The sequence below is a fragment of the Microbulbifer maximicatervae (SeqCode) genome (assembly GCF_056231245.1).
The window spans coordinates 1,991,466-2,010,440 of sequence record NZ_CP174334.1 but is presented as its reverse complement, the minus strand read 5'-3'; the positions used below and the strand labels follow the sequence as shown (position 1 = coordinate 2,010,440).

Below are 18,975 nucleotides of genomic sequence, written 5' to 3'. Positions count from 1 at the left end.
GGGGCCTTTTCAATCTCAATTAGCTCAGCAATTATGCATTAAGAGCTTTAAACTCGCGCCTACGGCGATGCAGAACCGGCTCGGTATAACCATTTGGCTGAGCACACCCCTCAAATACCAGCTCACAGGCAGCCTGGAAGGCAACGCTCTTATCAAAGTTCGGAGCCATATCATTATAATTGGAGTCGCCGGCATTCTGACGGTCCACCACAGCAGCCATACGCTCCATGGTTTCACGCACTTGCTTATCGCTGACAATACCGTGCTTGAGCCAGTTGGCGATATGCTGAGAGGAAATTCTCAGGGTTGCACGGTCTTCCATCAGGCCGACATCATTGATATCCGGCACCTTGGAGCAACCCACGCCCTGCTCTACCCAGCGTACTACATAGCCGAGAATGCCTTGGGCATTGTTGTCCAACTCTAGCTGGATATCTTTAGTACTCCAGCTGGTTTCAGCCGCTACCGGAACCGTTAAAATATCTTCCAGCTTGGCGTGATGGCGATGTTGTATCTCTTCCTGGCGGCGATTCACATCCACTTTGTGGTAGTGCAAGGCATGCAAGGTAGCAGCCGTGGGCGACGGTACCCACGCCGTGTTGGCACCGGCCATTGGGTGGGCCAACTTAGCGTGCATCATGGCTGACATCTGGTCTGGAATTGGCCACATGCCCTTACCAATTTGCGCTCTGCCCTTCAGGCCACTGTTCAGGCCAACATCCACATTCCATTCTTCGTAGGCGTTAATCCATGTGGATTGCTTCATATCACCCTTGCGAATCATGGGGCCCGCAAGCATGGAAGTATGGATCTCGTCACCGGTGCGATCGAGGAAGCCAGTATTAATAAAGACTACACGCTCTTTCGCTTCGGCAATACAAGCTTTGAGGTTCACAGTGGTGCGACGCTCTTCGTCCATAATGCCCATTTTTACTGTGTAACGGGGCAGATCGAGCGCATCTTCGATTCGGTTAAACAGAGTATTGGCGAAAGCCACTTCCTCCGGGCCGTGCATCTTTGGTTTTACGATATAGATGCTGCCTTCACGGGAATTCTTGATCGGGCTCTCACCACGGAGGTCATGCAAAGCGATCAAACTGGTGATCATGCCGTCGAGAATCCCTTCGGGGATTTCCTGGCCATCGCCGAACAGCACTGCATCATTGGTCATCAGGTGGCCGACGTTGCGCACGAACATCAGGCTGCGCCCCGGTAAGGTAACCTGGTTGCCGTTCGGGGAGGTGTACTCACGATCTGCATTGAGCTTTCGCTCAAAGGACTTACCGCCTTTGCTAATGGTTTCCTTCAGGTCGCCCTTCATCAGACCGAGCCAGTTGCGGTAAACCACTACCTTATCTTCAGCATCGACAGCCGCTACCGAATCCTCGCAATCCATAATGGTGGTCAGCGCGGATTCCATTAGCACATCTTTAACACCGGCATCATCGGTTTTGCCGATGGGGCTCTCGCGATCCACCTGGATCTCAAAGTGCAAACCGTGCTGCTTCAGCAGGATGCTGGAAGGCTCTTCGCTGTCACCCAAATAACCAACAAACTGCTTGGCATCTTTTAAGGTGGCGATGTCGCCATTAGCCTGTACCACTTCCAGCAGCGAGCCATTGATGCGGTATTGCACCGCCTCAGCGTGACTGCCACAGGTAAGCGGGGCAGACTGATCGAGGAAGTTGCGTGCATATTCGATCACTTTAGCGCCGCGAACCGGGTTGTATTCCGTACTTTTTTCCGCGCCACCCTCTTCACTGATCACATCTGTACCGTACAGTGCGTCGTAAAGGCTGCCCCAGCGCGCGTTTGCCGCATTGAGCGCATAGCGTGCATTCATTACCGGCACTACCAGCTGAGGTCCCGCCAGGATGGCGATCTCTTCATCGACATTTTCGGTAGTTGCGCTGAATTCAGCAGGCTCGTCGGCGAGGTAGCCGATCTCTCGCAGGAAAGTCTGGTAGCCTTCCAGATCGCGGAAACCTTCAGGGTTGTCCGTGTGCCAGCGATCCAGGGTCTCCTGCAGTTCATCGCGTTTTTCCAGCAAGGCGCGGTTTACCGGAGCCAGATCGTGGACAATAGATTCCAATTTGGCCCAGAAAGCTTCGGCGCTAACTCCAGTTCCTGGAATCACCTCCTCGCAAACCAGGTTGTAAAGTTCTGGTGCGATTTGCAGATCGCCGATTTGGACTCGTTCCGTCATACCCAGGGCCTCTCATCAGATTGTTGGAATAGCGGCATTCTAAACAGCCATTTCCACATACCGCTAATTTATAGACACAATTCCCACTATTCATAGATCGAATTTTTATGACAAAGCAGTTGATGTGTGTTTGCCCGGACAGAACCGCGCAGACACAGCGCCCACCGGCAACATCGTTACAAAGCGCGGCCAATATCGAGAATTAAACGGCGCAGCCAGCGGTGCGGGGCGCTCTGTTGCAACAGCGGGCTCCAAGCCATTTTTAACTCCAAGTTGGGAATATCCAGGGGCGGATCACGCCTCACCACGCGGGGATTATCACTGGCCAATTGGGCCAAGCGAGTGGGCACCGTTACGATTAGATCGCTCTGTTCAGCCAGCAGCATAGCTACCTGGTAGTGACGGGTGAAAACGGAGATATCCCGCTTCTCCCCCAAACGACCTATGGCCTCATCCACCCAGCCCAAGCGCTGTACATCTTCCGGGTTAACCCCGACACCCACCCCCATACCGGTCTTGCTCACCCAGATATGCTGGGCTTCCAGATAACTCTGCAGATTGTAATCCCGGAGTATCGGGTTATCGGCGCGCATCACACAGGAGAAGCTATCGCGCCATACGGTGGCCTGGTGAAAGCTCTGCGGCATACTGTCAAAGCGGTTGATCACCATATCCACCTTGCCCTGCTCTACATCCACAAAGCTCACATCACTGGGCGTCATGATATCCAAGCTGATACCCGGGGCGTCATCCCGCAGTTGCTTTAGCAGCGGCGGAATCAAAGTGGACTCGGCGTAGTCACTGGCCATGATGCGGAAAGTGCGGCGGGTATTGGCGGGGTCAAAATCCCGATTTGGCTGGATAACCCGATCAATGGAAGAGAGTGCTTCGCGCACCATCGGCTGCAATTCCAAAGCCCTTTCCGTGGGCATCATGCCCTCACGGGTGCGCACCAGCAACGGATCGTCAAACAGTTCCCGCAGGCGCTTCAGGCCATTACTCATGGCCGGCTGGGACAGCCCCAGGTAATTGGCTGCACGGGTCACATTGCGTTCGCGCAGCAGCACATCGAGGTAAACCAGCAGGTTCAGGTCAGCTCTTTCCAGTTGCATACATCTATTCGCCAAATCGATAGTGAAAATAAAATCAATAAATTAGGCAAATTATGCCACTCCTCCTAAGATACTCAACACCTAATCGCAGTCACCGTTTAAGGATTTACAGTCATGTCCACTTACACTCAAGACATCGACGCGGTAGCAAAGCTCCGTGAAAGTCATGGCAGCTCCTGGGACGCCATCGATCCCGAATCTGTTGCCCGTATGCGTGCCCAGAACAAATTCAAGCACGGCCTGGATATCGCCAAGTACACCGCTGATATCATGCGCGCCGACATGGAAAACTACGACAAGGACACGTCCAAGTACACCCAGTCCCTGGGTTGCTGGCACGGTTTCATCGGTCAGCAGAAGATGATTTCTATTAAGAAGCACTTCGAAGGCAACACTGACCGCCGCTACCTGTACCTGTCCGGCTGGATGGTCGCCGCTCTGCGCAGCGAATTCGGTCCTCTGCCCGACCAGTCCATGCACGAAAAAACTTCCGTAGCTGCTCTGATCGAAGAGCTCTACACCTTCCTGCGCCAGGCTGATGCCCGCGAATTGAACGACCTGTTCCGCGAAGTGGACGCCGCTCGCGAAGCTGGCGATAAAGAAGCTGAGAAAGCTGCCCAGGACAAGATCGACAACCACAAGACTCACATTGTACCGATCATCGCCGACATCGATGCAGGTTTTGGTAACGCCGAAGCAACTTACCTGCTGGCCAAGAAAATGATCGAAGCGGGTGCTTGCTGTATCCAAATCGAAAACCAGGTTTCTGACGAGAAGCAGTGTGGTCACCAGGACGGTAAAGTAACCGTTCCTCACGAAGACTTCCTGGCCAAGATCCGCGCAGTTCGCTACGCGTTCCTGGAACTGGGCGTAGACAACGGTGTTATCGTTGCCCGTACCGACTCCCTGGGCGCTGGCCTGACCAAGCAAATCGCTGTAACCAATAAGCCGGGTGACCTGGGTGACCAGTACAACTCCTTCCTGGATTGCGAAGAAATCGATGCTTCCGAGCTGGCCAACGGCGACGTAATCATCAACCGCGAAGGCAAGCTGCTGCGTCCTAAGCGTCTGGCTTCCAACCTGTTCCAGTTCCGCAAGGGCACTGGCGAAGCGCGCTGCATCCTGGACAGCATCACCTCTTTGCAGAACGGTGCAGACCTGATCTGGATCGAAACCGAGAAGCCTCACGTTCGCCAGATCGGCGGCATGATGGACGAAATCCGCAAAGTCGTTCCCGATGCGAAGCTGGTTTACAACAACAGCCCGTCCTTCAACTGGACCCTGAACTTCCGTCAGCAGGTATTCGATGCTTGGTCTGAAGAGGGTAAAGACGTATCCGCATACGACCGCGCCAACCTGATGAGCGCCGAATACGACGACTCTGAGCTGTCTGCAGCGGCCGACGAGAAGATCCGTACCTTCCAGGCCGACGCGGCTCGCGAAGCTGGTATCTTCCACCACCTGATCACTCTGCCGACTTACCACACTGCGGCCCTGTCTACCGACAACCTGGCCAAAGAGTACTTCGGTGAGCAAGGTATGCTGGGCTATGTGAAAGGCGTACAGCGCAAAGAGATCCGTCAGAGCATCGCCTGCGTTAAGCACCAGAACATGGCTGGTTCCGACATCGGCGACGACCACAAAGAATACTTTGCTGGTGATGCTGCCCTGAAGGCTGGTGGTAAAGACAACACCATGAACCAGTTCGGTTAATCGACCGGTACGGTTTCAGTAACTTTGAGGCGGCACTTGACGCCTCTTTTTTTGAACCCATTGGGTTCATCTCAAAGCACCGCAAGTTTGCCTACGCTTTGATCTCTGCAATTTTTATTACTTGGGCCGCTACTGCGGCCCTTTTTAATTCCGAAACTGAACTACCCCGGTTCTTTCCCTCTTAAAGACAACTCCTCGGCTAGCCTTAAAGCACCCTCGTTGAAATTCGCGCATCATGAGCGATCAAAATTTAATTCTGATATTCAATTGCGGCAGCTCGTCAGTGAAGTTTTCCGTGCTGGACCCAGATTCGGGTGCAGAACACCTTGCCGGTATCGCGGAAGCCCTTGGCACCCCCAAAGCCAAACTGAAGTGGCACTATCAAGGAACAGAAGACTCCCATAGGCTCGCGCTGGATAGCGACCACGCGGCAGTAATTAATGAGCTGGTAACACAGTTTGACCGAGCCTGGTCACAGTTACAGGACGGGTTAAAAGCGATAGGTCACCGAGTCGTCCATGGCGGCGAACATTTCTCCAGCTCCGTTCTGATCAATCAGAAGGTGATGGCCTGTATCGAAGAGTGCTGTGATTTGGCCCCTTTGCATAACCCCGCTGCTCTCAAGGGGATCTACGCCTCCCTAGATGCCTTCCCCCAACTACCCCAAGTCGCCGTCTTTGATACCGCCTTTCATCAGCAAATGCCGAAGTATGCGTATCTATACGGGCTCCCCTACCCACTGTACGAAGAGTACAAGATCCGCCGCTATGGCATGCATGGCAGTAGCTATCAGTACATTGGCGAGCGGTGCGCTGAACTACTGGGAAAACAGACGGCTGAACTCAATATTATTGCTGCTCACCTCGGTGGCGGCGCCTCTGTTTGCGCCATCAAACAGGGGCGCAGTGTAGATACAAGCATGGGGCTTACACCTCTTGAAGGACTGGTAATGGGGAGTCGCTGCGGCGATCTGGACCCGGGAATACTCCTCTACTTACAGCAAGCGCTTGGATATACCCAAGACTCACTAGAGCAGTTGCTAAATAGAGAAAGCGGTATGCTGGGCATATCCACCCTGAGCAGTGATTGCCGTGCACTGGAGCAAGCTGCCGAGAAAGATCATAAGGGAGCCAAACTCGCCCTGGAAATATTCTGTTACCGCCTGGCCAAATATATTGCTGCTTACACCATCCCCTTGGGTAGCGTCGATGCTTTGGTATTCACCGGCGGTATCGGGGAGAACTCCTCCGGGGTGCGAAGCCGGACCATCGAATGGCTCAAGCCCTTAGGCTACCAACTCAACCCCGAAGCCAATCAGAAAACCAAGTCGCAAGTAGAGGGGTTAATCTCTGCGCAGGAAACTCCCAACATCCTGGTAATCCCCACTAAGGAAGACTGGATTATTGCCCGGGATACATCGCGCTTGGTGCAGTCTTAAACATGCTGCGACACAGCAATGCCAGAACCCTGATGCTGGTTCCTCTGGAAGCGGGAGCCGGTATCACCTCTGTAAGCCTGGGTTTAATTCGGGCGTTAGACCGAAAAAGTATTGAGCTTCAATTTTTTAAACCTGTTGCCGAGCCCCCACCCCCAGACGGCACTATAGAGCGCACCACTGAGATCTTGCGGCAAACATCCAACCTGGCCATCCCCAGCTCACTGAGTGCCGAATATGCGGACTCGATGGTATCCACCGGAAAAATGGCGGATTTACTGGAAGAGATTCTCGCCCGCTTCAGACGAATCTCGGCGAAGGCTGAAGTCAATGTGATCGAAGGCGTGCTACCCAGCCGCGACAATCCCGTGACTAACCAGCTGAATTATCAAATTGCCAAAACCCTCGATGCGGAAGTGGTACTCGTCGCCTGTCCATCCCCCGGTGCAAGTGACTCAATTAAGCAACTTCGCGAGAGACTGGAGTTTGCCGTACGTCTTTATGGCGGCGAGGATGCGAAGCGCGTGGTGGGCTGCATCATCAATAAAGTGGGTCTGCCAGCGGAAATTATGGATACTCCCGGAGCTCATTTAATTGGACTGCATTCACAACTGGAATCTAGCAAAGAAAGCCCCCCTAGCCTGACCCCTGAGATACTTTCAAAGCAGATTCCACTGCGTATTGTCGGTTTTATTCCCTGGAATGCAGAACTGCTCTCCCCTCGTGCTCTCGACCTGGCGCGGCACTTTAATGCAAAGGTACTCAATAAAGGAGAGCTGGAAACACGCAGGTTGCATACCGTCACTTTCTGCTCCCGCTCACTGCCCAATATGTTGAGAAGATTTAAGCCCGGGGCCATGCTGGTGACTTCTGCCGATAGGCCCGACGTGGTTGTGGGCGCATGTTTGGCCGTTATGAATGGAGTCAAAATTGGATGCCTGCTATTAACCGGCGGCTACCATTTGGACAAAGCCATTTTGAAACTGTGTACCCCGGCCATGGAAACAGGCCTTCCCATTTTACTGGTACCTTCCAATACCTGGCACACGGTGATGTCACTGCAGACTTTTAATTTGCGCACCCCATCAGATGACAGAAATCGCGTGGACCGGGTGCAGGAATTTTTCGCCAGTCGCCTGGATGAAGCATGGGTGGAATCACTGAGCCAACAAAGTGAAATCCCCAAACGCCTTTCACCTCCGGCATTTCGCTACCACCTCACGGAAATGGCCCGGCGCCGCACTATGCGGATTGTCCTACCCGAGGGCACCGAACCCCGCACAATTCGCGCCGCCCAGCTCTGCCTGGAGAGAGAGATCGCACACCCAGTTTTACTGGGCGAAGAAAAAGATATTTTCAAAATTGCCGAGCAGCAGGGGTTAAAGCTCAATAAAAAGTTGGAAATTGTCGATCCCAAGGCGGTGAGGGCACACTATGTGGAACCCATGGTTGCCCTGCGTAAAAACAAGGGACTTACTCAAGTGGTGGCACTCGAGCAGCTACAGGATAATGTGGTTCTCGGAACCATGATGTTGGCATTGGGTGAAGTGGATGGACTGGTGTCCGGAGCTATTCACACAACAGCCAATACCATTCGGCCCGCCCTGCAACTGATCAAAACCGCCCCGGATGAAGAGCTGGTTTCCTCGATATTTTTTATGCTGCTCCCTGAACAGGTACTGGTCTACGGAGATTGCGCGATCAATCCCGATCCCGATGCACAGCAACTCGCCGCTATAGCCATTCAATCAGCAGATTCCGCAGCGGCATTTGGTATAGAACCCCGAGTCGCAATGATCAGTTACTCCACCGGCACATCCGGCAGCGGCAGCGATGTCGATAAAGTCCGCGAGGCCACCCAGCTGGCCAAACAGAAGAGACCGCAGCTGATTATTGATGGCCCCCTTCAATACGACGCCGCCTTAATCCGCAATGTCGCTGCCCAAAAAGCCCCGCACAGCCCCGTAGCCGGCAGGGCCACAGTTTTTATCTTTCCCGACCTGAATACCGGCAACACTACCTACAAAGCCGTTCAACGCAGCGCTGATTTAGTGAGTATTGGGCCAATGTTGCAGGGGTTGCGCAAGCCGGTTAACGACCTATCACGGGGCGCACTCGTGGATGATATTGTGTATACCATTGCCCTCACCGCCATCCAGGCCCAGGGCAAACTTCACTAATTTTATTTACTCCCGGCGCAAAGGCCTACGCTGGTCGATATACTCTTGTAACGCGGCAGCAACGATATAGGCTTCCAGCCTGTGCTCATAGGTCTCTGTATGATCGTACCCCATTCGCTGTAAGCAGCGTTGGATATAGTCGGCACTTGAGGATTTATCGTGCCAGACCCGGCGGCCTTTAAAAATATTGGCCAGCACTTTCCACCAGCTTTTATCAGCGGAGCGCAAGTGCTGTAGGGCCACCGCTAGCAGGGCTTCCTCATCAGAGAAATCAGTACCCAGTGGATAGTGAGGCAGTTCCGCCAGGCATTTTTCGTCATTGAATACACTGGCGAGGTGTTCAGGTGTGTTTTTATTAAAACTCTCGGGAATAGAAAAGCTTTTTTCTATCTTCCCCGCGTGCTTAGCCTGCTCTAGCAATACGGCTTGAAAGCGGGTATCACAGATACTGAGCATGGCCACCATTACATCCCGGTCTGTTTTACCACGCAAATCGACTGCGCCATATTCCGTCACAACCACATCGCGCAAATGCCGGGGAATTGTCGTGTGAGGATATTCCCATACAATATTACTCTCGCAGATTCCATCGCGCATTCGCACACTGGGGAGCGCAATAATGGATCGAGCCCCTGGCAAGTCCCAAGCCTGGGCGACAAAGTTATATTGCCCCCCCACCCCACTCACCACGTGGTTATCCACCAAGGCATCCGAGACAACCGCCCCCCCAAGTGTCACCATCATGGCCGAATTTACAAAGCGCGCATGCTGTCGCTGCGCCAGCTTTAGGTCTCTTTGGGATTGGAGGTCATTGGTAAAACTGATGTCAATCATATCGAGACCTGCACCCTCCCTAGGGTCCAGATCCCGCAACTCTCGATACATAAGTTCCGGCCCCAGATAGAAGCCGCCATGTAACCAGACCCCCCCAGCGATCTTTTTATTCAGGCAACTACCAATTAGACGGCGGCGCCCATGTTCGCTGTGAAGATCACACTCCTCTTCTTCACCATCAGGAGTCAGCAACTTATGGCCCCGCCAACTGTAGCTGGGGTCCACAATGCCAAGCTGCTGTAAAAAATCTGTATCTGCCACGGTTAAAGGGCAACTGATACGGCCAGCATTCTTTAATGCCAGCAGCGTTTCTTCCTGCACAGTATCAGTAATCTGATCGCTATCGAGCAGATGTTGAATTGTCGCATCAGCGTAGACTTTACGGGTCAGAACTCCGGCTCTGCGCAGATGGAGAAAACCGTGGGGCACCATTTCACTGGCCCCGTAAAGGCCCCGCTTAAAGGTGCCAGTACATAGAGGCAGTTCCTCTCGGTAGCGCTTAGCATCCTCTTCCACCAAGTCATCCAGAATCCGGCAAAAGAGGGCGTTTTCCTTATGCCTCAAGCGCAGTACATGGCAAACCGCATCTCCCAGGGCGCCGATACCTACTTGAAGGGTTCCTCCATCTTCAACCAGACTGGCGATATGGTAGGCGATGCTGTATTCGGTAAAGGTTACTGGCAGGGCCGGAGCCGCAAACAGCGGCGTATCGAAAGTCTCGCCTTTCAACAAAAAGTCAAAAGCACTGGCCGGTAGCTCACTGCTTCCATGGATATAGGGCAGCTGTGTATTTACTTCACCCAATAAAAACAGGGGATAGTCTTTGCGCTGAGCTGCCAGCTTTAGAACAGGCAGTGTCAGGTCTGGGTTGCAACTTAAACTGTACCTATCTCCACACTCTGAAGGCGCCACCATTTGCGCAATAACGTTAACCCCCCGACTGATCAGCTCACCGGGTACCTGGGTATAATTTGCACTCACGTAGTGTTGCTGCGCATAGTTGTTGCCGAGCAGCGAACCGGGCTCCATAAAGAATTCAATTACCTGGATATTACCTGGCAGGTGCCCTTTCCTCCTCGCGGGAACATAAGCAAGGTCTTGGTATTGACTGTAATGGGTATCCAGAAGTGGCTGGATAAAGCGCCGGGAAATATCACTATCCCCACGGGGGCGCTCCAGCGTCAGGGCCGTAAATATCGTCAGTGAAATCGTATGATCTTCTGCCGCTCGAGCGTATAGCGTATTAGCGAAATGGTTTGCCTTACCAAGCCCCAGCGGTAAGGCCAATACTATTTTCTTGCCGACAACTTCTAAGAGCTTATCGACACACTCCTCGGCACTGGTAAAGCTCTCTGGAGAATTCTTGTGCGCAGATTCCATCGGAGGTAGCTTTCCTCAAACCTTATTGGACTGTGCCCGCACACCCACCCAAGTGCTCAAAGTGATCCACCTGAATTGCCTTCTCCACAGCATCCGCTGTATCGTAGAGTATCTCAGCCTCTTCATCGCTGATTAGATTTTTCTTTAACCCTTCTTCCACGCTATCCCTGCTCAGGTTGCGAATACCGCCTTTTTTTAATTTTTCACGAGCCCGCTCGGAAGCGCATACCCGATCAAACGCCTGCTCAACAATATCCACTCCATCCCCGGGAGTTCCGAGAAAGACCCCACTGGTCAGCCGGTCGCGAGTCGCCGACGGCGTCAACAGTAATTCCGCACAGGCCTTGGCTTGCCGATCCGATGCGGTGTGGACACTGTGACCCCAAGGCATGGTGAGGAAGTGCATTACTTGGCCAATAAATGGCCGGGGGAAATTTTGAAACACCTCCAACAAGTTGACTTCGATCTTATGCAATCCATCTCGCATGGCAAATTCCAGCAGAGGGAGGTCATCCTTAGGGTTGCCATCATCATAAAAGCGCTTCAGGGTGCAGCTGAGTAGATACAGCTGACTCAAGACATCGCCCAATCGGGAAGAAATTAATTCTTTTCGCTTGAGTTCTCCTCCCAGAGTCATCAAGGAAAATTCGGTGACCAGAGATAGCACCGCCGAATACCGATTCAGTTGCCGGTAGTACTTGGCAGCGTGCCCTACGTTGCGAGGGCTGCTGGCAAACAAGCCCACCGTCCAGCCGTGAAAAATACCCCGACAAAGGGTTTTGAATTGAAACCACATATGTTTGGGCAGCAACTTATCCAGTTCATCCAAACCCGCTTCATGATCCGGATTTTCTGCCGCCAACATTTCCTGCAAGATATAGGGGTGACAGCGAATTGCACCCTGACCAAAGATCATCAAACTGCGAGTGAGAAGATTGGCCCCCTCTACCGTAATTGCTACCGGTATCGCTCGATAAACATTACCCAGGTAATTTAATGGACCATCCATAATGGCCTTGCCCGCATGGATATCCATTGCATCAATAATGGCCTGGCGTAGACCGCAAGTAGCATTGGCTTTCATAATTGCGGTGATCACCGCTGGCTTTCGCCCCTCATCCAGAGCACGGGTAGTCGTTTTATGGGCGCTATCCAATACGAAGGCGATAGAAGCAATTTCAGCCAAGCGGCGTTGCACGCCTTCAAAGCGACCAACGGGCACATTAAATTGCTCTCGAACCCGGGCGTAAGCGCCAGTCATGCGCGCGGCCATTTTTGCCCCACCGGTAGACAGGGATGGCAAAGAAATTCCTCGGCCTGCGGCAAGGGCACTCATCAGCATCTCCCAACCTTTGCCGACATTCTCCTCGCCGCCAATAATCCAATCCATGGGCATAAAAACATCTTTTCCCCAGTTGGGCCCGTTCTGAAATGCTTGCAGTGCTGGGAGATGCCTCTGACCAATGGAAACTCCCGGTGTATCTGTGGGCACCAGGGCAACCGTAATACCCAGCTCTTCTTCATCGCCGAGAATATGGTCCGGGTCATAGAGTTTGAAGGCCAAACCTAACACCGTAGCTATCGGGCCCAAGGTGATATAGCGCTTGTGCCAATTAACACGCATACCAAGGACCTTTTCGCCTTGATATTCGCCGTAACAGACTACGCCACGGTCAATCATGGATGCCGCATCAGATCCGGCCTCCGGACTGGTCAGCGCAAAGCAGGGAATATCAGTGCCATCTGCCAGACGTGGCAAATAGTAATCTTTTTGCCCTTGCGTACCGTGAGCCAGTAGCAGCTCTCCCGGGCCCAATGAGTTAGGCACCATTACTGTGACACCCACACAGGTACTGCGGGTGGTAATTTTGGTCACTATCTCCGCATGAGCTGTCGGGGAAAAGCCAAGGCCGCCATATTTCTTGGGGATAATAATGCCAAAAAAGCGATTTTTCCGTAGGAAATCCCAAACATGCTCCGGAATATTGCGATCCACATAGCTAATTTGCCAATCGTTGATCATTCGGCACAGCTCTTCGACTGGCCCCTCCAGGAAAGCCTGCTCCTCTTCATTGAGCGCAGGTGGACCCATCCCCAACAACTGATCCCAATGTGGTTTACCTGACAATAACTCAGCGTCCCACCAAACCTCACCCGCTTCCATCGCCTCCCTTTCTGTTTCAGAAATTGGCGGAAGTACCCGTTTAATAATTTTTAAAAGAGGCGCGGTAAAGAATTTTTTGCGCAATTCGCTCATTTTCACCTTCCATAGCGGCAGCCGTTGCAACAAACACTGCCAATTCCCGCAGGGTCGAGAGAGTCATCAATGCACAATAATAGGAGACGTTTGATTGCAGGTAAGAATTCACAGAAGAAATCCATGCCCCTACCCTGATAGACATTTTATTTTTCAACAAAACCGGCGTTGTTTTTTTTAGGGCCATTGAAAAGTTATTGAGATTAGCTTTTTCTCACTCCGTCCACAGCAATTCGTATTGTGAGACCCCATCACCCCCTTTCAATTAAATAACCATTTTTCCAGGGACTTAGCCTTATAACTTTTTGAAAGGGAAACAAAAATAAACAAGGATTTTGACATGAAGCGATTAACGGCAATATCTCTCACCAGCATCAGCCTGATGCTCCCTTCATTAATTTACGCCGATCTTATCGGCGAAGAACCGCGCTTAGACCCAGCAGATAGGATTAGCCAGGATGAAATTTCCCAAGGACAACTGCACCTCGACGAAATACGTGAAGCGGGGCTGATTATTTTCAGCACGCCTTTCAATCGTTACGACGGCTTTGGTGATGGTCCCCACGATTTTTCTGAACCGGACAACCACTCCCCCACCGGAGGTAACAGGCCCACCCTGCAAGGTAATGGCACATTTTTACGGGTCAATGGCCTCGATGCGCAAAATTGCCTGGAGTGCCACACCGTTATCAGCAATAGAACAACGCCACCCAGATTGGGCATTGGCGGAGGTGGAGGATTCGGAACCAGCGTATTATTCCGTCCCGCCAATATCGATGTTATCGATGAAAACTTTGACGGTATCGCAGAGTTTGATGGGCGGCTGATTAATCCGGTATTTTTATTTGGCGCTGGGGGGATTGAATTGGTTGGTCGTGAGATGACCCATGAATTACAAAATCTTAAACAACACGCCCTCAACAACCCCGGCACCATCGTTGAACTGGAAACAAAATCAGTCAGTTTTGGGAGCATCATTGCCGACGAGTACGGCAATTTGGATACAACCAATGTCGAAGGCGTCGAGCACGATTTGGTTGTCAGGCCATTTGGTCGAAAAGGTGACAACGCCTCAGTCAGGGAGTTCGATGTCTCCGCCTTGGCATTTCATATGGGGATGCAGGCCTCGGAAGCCTTTGGCGGAGCAACAGCAGATGCTGATAATGACGGAGTCGTCAACGAAATCACCGTTGGGGATTTATCCGCACTGAGTATCTTTATTACCACCCTGGAACCACCATTCGATGTCGATGACAGAGAACACCGTGACGGCCGGAGGCTTTTCTCCGATATTGGCTGCGCCGACTGCCACCGCCCAACGATGGTAACCCAGAGAAGGACCCTCCCTTATAAACTTACCGGCTCTCCAGAAACTCCCTTTGAAGACATTTTTTACGAAGTGGACCTCACCAAGCAACCGACAAATTTTCGCCAAACCCGCAATGGCGGAATAGAGGTCGCAATGTTCTCTGATCTCAAGCGCCACGATATGGGCGAGGGGCTGGCTGAGAACGCCTTCTTCCAAACGGACCAGCAAAACCGTGAGTTTATTACCGCACGCCTTTGGGGAGTGGCCGATACCGCGCCCTATTTACACGACGGCAGAGCCACTACGTTGGCAGAAGCCATTTTTCTCCACGACAGCCCCGGAAGCGAGGCCAGTAACGCAGCACAGAATTTCAAGTATTTAAGTGAAAATGATCAGAATAAGATCTTGGCATTTTTGATGTCCCTGAGAATGCCGGAGAACCCCGCTGATGATCTAATTGATCCCCGCTGAGTTGATTCTCAACAACTGGCAGCGCTTTTGGGCTGCCAGTTTCCAGACCTAATGGACTTACTGGTGTTTTTAGGTCAGTGCCTTACCCGCCACAATTACACCGTTGTTATCCGCGTAGAGGTATTCCCCCGGGCGGAAATCCACACCGGCAAAGCTCACCGCCAGGCCTCTTTCACCAATTCCCTTTTTTTCTGTTTTCATTGGATGGCTACCAAGTGCCTGCACCCCCAGATCCAGTTCCGCGATTTCATCTACATCGCGAATGCAGCCATACATCAGGATACCTTCCCAACCGTTGGCAACCGCCTTTTCTGCCAGCATATCGCCAAGACAAGCCCGCCGCATAGATCCACCGGCATCTACAACCAAAACCTTGCCCTGCCCCGGTTCAGCCACCAGTTCTCGCACCAGGGAGTTATCTTCAAAACATTTGATAGTGACAATCTGCCCACCAAAACGATCTCGGCCACCGTAATTGACAAACATAGGATCAACTACTCGCACCTCATCAGGGTAGGCATCACATAAATCGGGGGTTGACTTGAGCATCAATATTCTCGCAGCAATCTATGGAAGAGAAGGATAATAGCGGGAAAAAAGTAGAAGAGCTAAGAGGCAAATAAATACCGGGTATCACCACGATGGATAATACCCGGCCAAGCCTTCGCTGCCACGAAATTGAAACTAGTGTGTTACACGAACCGGCGTGCCTACACGCACATGCTGATAGAACTTTCTCGCCATATGTGGGGGCATACGTACACAACCATGAGAAGCGGGATAGCCGGGCACGTGGCCAGAGGCATGCAGACCGATACCGCCATTAAAACGAATGTAATTATTCATTTTTGCACCGCGATACACAGTACCCGCAGGGCGACGATGCTTTCGAGTATTTACATTCGATCTCACGACTCTGCCGGTGCGTCTATCAACAAAACTGCCATAAATAGACGAGCGGTGATAAGGGTGTTTGGACAACACACGAAAATGTCCGGGGCGTGTGCTATAACCGCGCTTCCCCGAAGAAATACGGGAGACACCAACTAATTTCCCACCTTTATACAGATATGCGCGCTGCTCACTTAAATCAATTCTAATTGATGGACTACCACCCCTGGCTGCGGCGCGATCATCAAACCAATTAGATGCGCGTGGCTTTGCATCTGCCGGTGGCGCTGCCATTAAAGCCATAAGGCACATCATCAAAAAGACATGAAGTATGGGGATTTGAAACTGTCTACTCGTTTGCATAGCTCACCTCACCGAGTCTGGGTACCCTGCCCTGAATCCAACAGATAAACAGTCTGTCGGTAATTTTCAGGTGCGCGCCAGTGGGGCCAGGGCCCACGGCGAACATTTTTACGGAGCACATTGCGCAATCTGTTTTTCGATTTACACGCAACCTTAGGACTCTTCCGATTCTATTGAGGCGAGCGGAAAGATTTAGAATGAATTCTTCTGTGTGGATCAGCTGATAGAGGTTTGTATTTTTTGGGTAATGTGTCGTTTAAATTTTTCAAACACAATTAGCAGAACAAAATCAGGCATTTCCGGATTTAACTGCAACAACGGACTCATTTTCCACCAAGGCAAACACCGCTTCAGCAGAAAAATTACAGTTAAATATAGCGGGGGAAGAATTGGGAAAGCGGCCCACAATTGGGCCGCTTAAGGAGGAAAATTAACCTTCCTCGTTGGCCAGGAATAGCCAGGTATCTACTGCGGTATCCGGGTTCAGGGACACACTGTCAATCCCCTCATCCATCAACCAGCGGGCGAAGTCTTTATGGTCAGAAGGACCCTGACCACAAATACCTACATATTTACCCGCTTTCTTACAGGCTTGGATCGCCCTGGAAAGCAGTGCCTTGACCGCTGGGTTGCGCTCATCAAACAAATCGGCAACCAGGCCGGAGTCGCGGTCCAGACCAAGCGTTAGCTGAGTCAGGTCATTGGAACCGATGGAGAAGCCATCAAAGTGCTGCAGGAAGTCTTCCGCCAGCAAAGCGTTGGACGGCAATTCACACATCATAATGACCTTAAGGCCACCTTCTCCACGGCGCAGGCCGTTTTCAGCCAGCAGACCGACTACTTCCTCAGCTTCTTCCGGGGTGCGGACGAAGGGCACCATGATTTCCACATTGGTCAGTCCCATTTCATCGCGGACTTTCTTCAGTGCACGGCACTCCAGGGCAAAGCACTGGCGGAAATCTTCAGAGCGATAGCGAGCTGCACCACGGAAGCCAAGCATTGGGTTTTCTTCGCTTGGCTCGTACAACTGGCCACCCACAAGGTGCGCATACTCATTAGATTTAAAGTCGGACAAGCGTACGATGACGCGATTTGGTGCGAAGGCTGCAGCCAAGGTAGCGATACCTTCCACCAGTTTTTCGACAATAAAGTCTTCTGGAGAATCGTATCCACCGATACGCTCGCGAATATTCTGCTGCAGATCTTCCGGCAGGTTATCCAGTTCGAGCAGTGCTTTCGGGTGAATACCGATCATGCGGTTGAGGATAAACTCAAGGCGCGCAAGGCCAACGCCCTGGTTCGGCAGATGGCTGAAAGCGAATGCTCGATCCGGGTTACCCACGTTCAACATAATTTTGAACGGCAGCTCCGGCATTTCCGCAACTTCAGTTTCCTCGCGCTGGAATTCCAGTTCACCAGCCATTACAAAACCGGTATCGCCTTCCGCACAGGAAACTGTCACCGGGGTGCCGGTTTCCAGCAGCTCGGTTGCATTACCACAACCTACAACTGCGGGGATGCCCAGCTCACGAGCGATAATTGCCGCGTGACAAGTACGGCCGCCGCGATTGGTAACAATAGCACTCGCTTTCTTCAGGACCGGCTCCCAATCCGGGTCGGTCATGTCGGTAACCAGGACTTCACCATCCTGCATCAGCGCCATATCTTCTACGGATTCAAGCTTGCGAACGGGGCCCGCGCCAATGCGCTGGCCGATTGCGCGGCCTTCACACAATACGTCACTGCGCTCCTGCAAGCTGTAGCGCTCAATGCTGGTTCCCTGATCGCGGGAGCGTACAGTTTCCGGACGCGCCTGTACGATAAACAACTTACCGCTGTCGCCGTCTTTGGCCCACTCGATATCCATCGGGCGACCGTAGTGCTCTTCAATCTTGCGGGCCTGGATTGCCAGGTCTGTCAGCTCCGCATCGTTGAGGGCAAAGCGCTGGCGGTCTTCGTCTGCCACCGGGATAGTTTTTACGGAACGACCACATTCACCGCTCTCGTCGTAAACCATCTTGATCGCTTTACTACCGCGATTGCGGCGCAGAATCGCAGGACGGCCCGTATCCAGGGCTGGCTTGTAGAGGTAAAATTCGTCCGGGTTAACCGCACCTTGAACAACGGTTTCGCCCAAACCAAAGGCAGCGGTGATAAAGATCACATCGCGGAAGCCACTCTCTGTGTCCAGGGTAAACATCACACCCGCTGCACCAGTCTCACTGCGCACCATGTGCTGGATACCGGCAGACAGGGCAACGCCCACATCCGCATAACCGGTATGCACGCGGTAGGCGATAGCACGGTCGTTGTAGAGGGAAGCAAAAACTTCTTTTACTGCCTTCAATACAGCGTCGATACCGCGGATATTCAGGAAGGTCTCCTGCTGACCGGCGAAGGACGCATCCGGCAAGTCTTCGGCGGTTGCAGAGGAGCGAACTGCAACAGCAGTTTCCGCACCACCCAGGGCCTCATAGCCCTCGCGAATCTCTTTTTCCAGCTGCTCGGGGAACGGAGTCTGTAAAATCCAGTTGCGGATTTCATCTCCCGCCTGGGCCAGCTCGGTGACATTACCAACATCCAATCCTTGCAAACGCTCGGCTATACGCTGCTCCAGCTGTTCGTGAGCCAGGAAAGCCCTAAAGGCTTCTGCGGTGGTAGCGAAGCCACCGGGTACGCTCACGCCGGCACCGGCGAGAGAGGAGATCATCTCGCCCAGTGATGCGTTCTTGCCGCCGACTTTGTCGACATCGGCCATGCCCAGTTTTGCGAAGTCGATCGTGAAGTTCGTCAAGTGAAGGCCCTCTAAAATTCAGGTTGAGTG

At 52.4% G+C, this 18,975-nt stretch carries 12 protein-coding genes; 4 read left to right on the top strand and 8 right to left on the bottom strand.

Features of this window, described 5'->3' with window-relative positions; translation table 11 throughout:
- Window positions 1-31: 31 nt before the first annotated feature.
- A complete protein-coding gene (locus tag ACJJIS_RS08730; RefSeq protein WP_475710024.1) occupies window positions 32-2,206 on the bottom strand; it encodes a malate synthase G in 2,175 nt (724 codons plus the stop codon).
- Window positions 2,207-2,382: 176 nt separating this feature from the next.
- Window positions 2,383-3,318, bottom strand: coding sequence for a LysR family transcriptional regulator (locus ACJJIS_RS08725; RefSeq protein WP_108733532.1), 936 nt, complete (start codon window positions 3,316-3,318; stop codon window positions 2,383-2,385).
- 114 nt (window positions 3,319-3,432) lie between these two features.
- Between ACJJIS_RS08725 and ACJJIS_RS08720 the strand changes: the two genes are divergently transcribed.
- The 3 genes from ACJJIS_RS08720 to pta all read left to right on the top strand — a co-directional run bounded on the left by ACJJIS_RS08720 (window position 3,433) and on the right by pta (window position 8,646).
- Window positions 3,433-5,031 (top strand): isocitrate lyase, encoded by a 1,599-nt coding sequence (locus tag ACJJIS_RS08720; protein ID WP_282932507.1) that lies wholly within the window; start codon window positions 3,433-3,435, stop codon window positions 5,029-5,031.
- A gap of 235 nt (window positions 5,032-5,266) precedes the next feature.
- Entirely contained in the window at window positions 5,267-6,469 is a 1,203-nt protein-coding gene (locus tag ACJJIS_RS08715) for an acetate/propionate family kinase (RefSeq protein ID WP_475710023.1), read from the top strand.
- A 2-nt stretch (window positions 6,470-6,471) separates the two neighbouring features.
- Window positions 6,472-8,646, top strand: coding sequence for a phosphate acetyltransferase (pta, locus tag ACJJIS_RS08710; RefSeq protein WP_475710022.1), 2,175 nt, complete (start codon window positions 6,472-6,474; stop codon window positions 8,644-8,646).
- 6 nt (window positions 8,647-8,652) lie between these two features.
- Here the strand turns inward: pta and ACJJIS_RS08705 are convergent, their stop codons facing one another.
- Genes ACJJIS_RS08705 through ACJJIS_RS08695 form a run of 3 tightly spaced genes read right to left on the bottom strand, consistent with a single transcriptional unit; the run spans window position 8,653 to window position 13,304 of the window.
- A complete protein-coding gene (locus ACJJIS_RS08705) occupies window positions 8,653-10,860 on the bottom strand; it encodes an acetyl-CoA hydrolase/transferase C-terminal domain-containing protein (protein ID WP_475710021.1) in 2,208 nt (735 codons plus the stop codon).
- Between the two features lie 22 nt (window positions 10,861-10,882).
- Window positions 10,883-13,117 (bottom strand): acyl-CoA dehydrogenase, encoded by a 2,235-nt coding sequence (locus tag ACJJIS_RS08700; RefSeq protein WP_475710020.1) that lies wholly within the window; start codon window positions 13,115-13,117, stop codon window positions 10,883-10,885.
- The gene (locus tag ACJJIS_RS08695; protein WP_413662261.1) at window positions 13,065-13,304 is read right to left on the bottom strand and encodes a hypothetical protein; all 240 of its coding nucleotides are present in this window, start codon (window positions 13,302-13,304) and stop codon (window positions 13,065-13,067) included. The genes ACJJIS_RS08700 and ACJJIS_RS08695 overlap by 53 nt, the downstream gene beginning before the upstream one ends.
- 153 nt (window positions 13,305-13,457) lie before the next feature.
- Between ACJJIS_RS08695 and ACJJIS_RS08690 the strand changes: the two genes are divergently transcribed.
- Window positions 13,458-14,897 (top strand): di-heme oxidoredictase family protein, encoded by a 1,440-nt coding sequence (locus ACJJIS_RS08690; protein WP_475710019.1) that lies wholly within the window; start codon window positions 13,458-13,460, stop codon window positions 14,895-14,897.
- A 69-nt stretch (window positions 14,898-14,966) separates the two neighbouring features.
- Here the strand turns inward: ACJJIS_RS08690 and rraA are convergent, their stop codons facing one another.
- The 3 genes from rraA to ppsA all read right to left on the bottom strand — a co-directional run bounded on the left by rraA (window position 14,967) and on the right by ppsA (window position 18,945).
- Window positions 14,967-15,446 carry a ribonuclease E activity regulator RraA gene (gene rraA / locus ACJJIS_RS08685; RefSeq protein WP_475710018.1) on the bottom strand — a complete coding sequence of 160 codons (480 nt, stop codon included), beginning with the start codon at window positions 15,444-15,446 and terminating at the stop codon, window positions 14,967-14,969.
- 135 nt (window positions 15,447-15,581) lie between these two features.
- Complete coding sequence (locus tag ACJJIS_RS08680; protein ID WP_444928099.1) at window positions 15,582-16,151, bottom strand: L,D-transpeptidase family protein; 570 nt, start codon at window positions 16,149-16,151, stop codon at window positions 15,582-15,584.
- 430 nt (window positions 16,152-16,581) lie between these two features.
- Window positions 16,582-18,945 carry a phosphoenolpyruvate synthase gene (gene ppsA / locus ACJJIS_RS08675; protein ID WP_475710017.1) on the bottom strand — a complete coding sequence of 788 codons (2,364 nt, stop codon included), beginning with the start codon at window positions 18,943-18,945 and terminating at the stop codon, window positions 16,582-16,584.
- Window positions 18,946-18,975 lie beyond the last annotated feature (30 nt).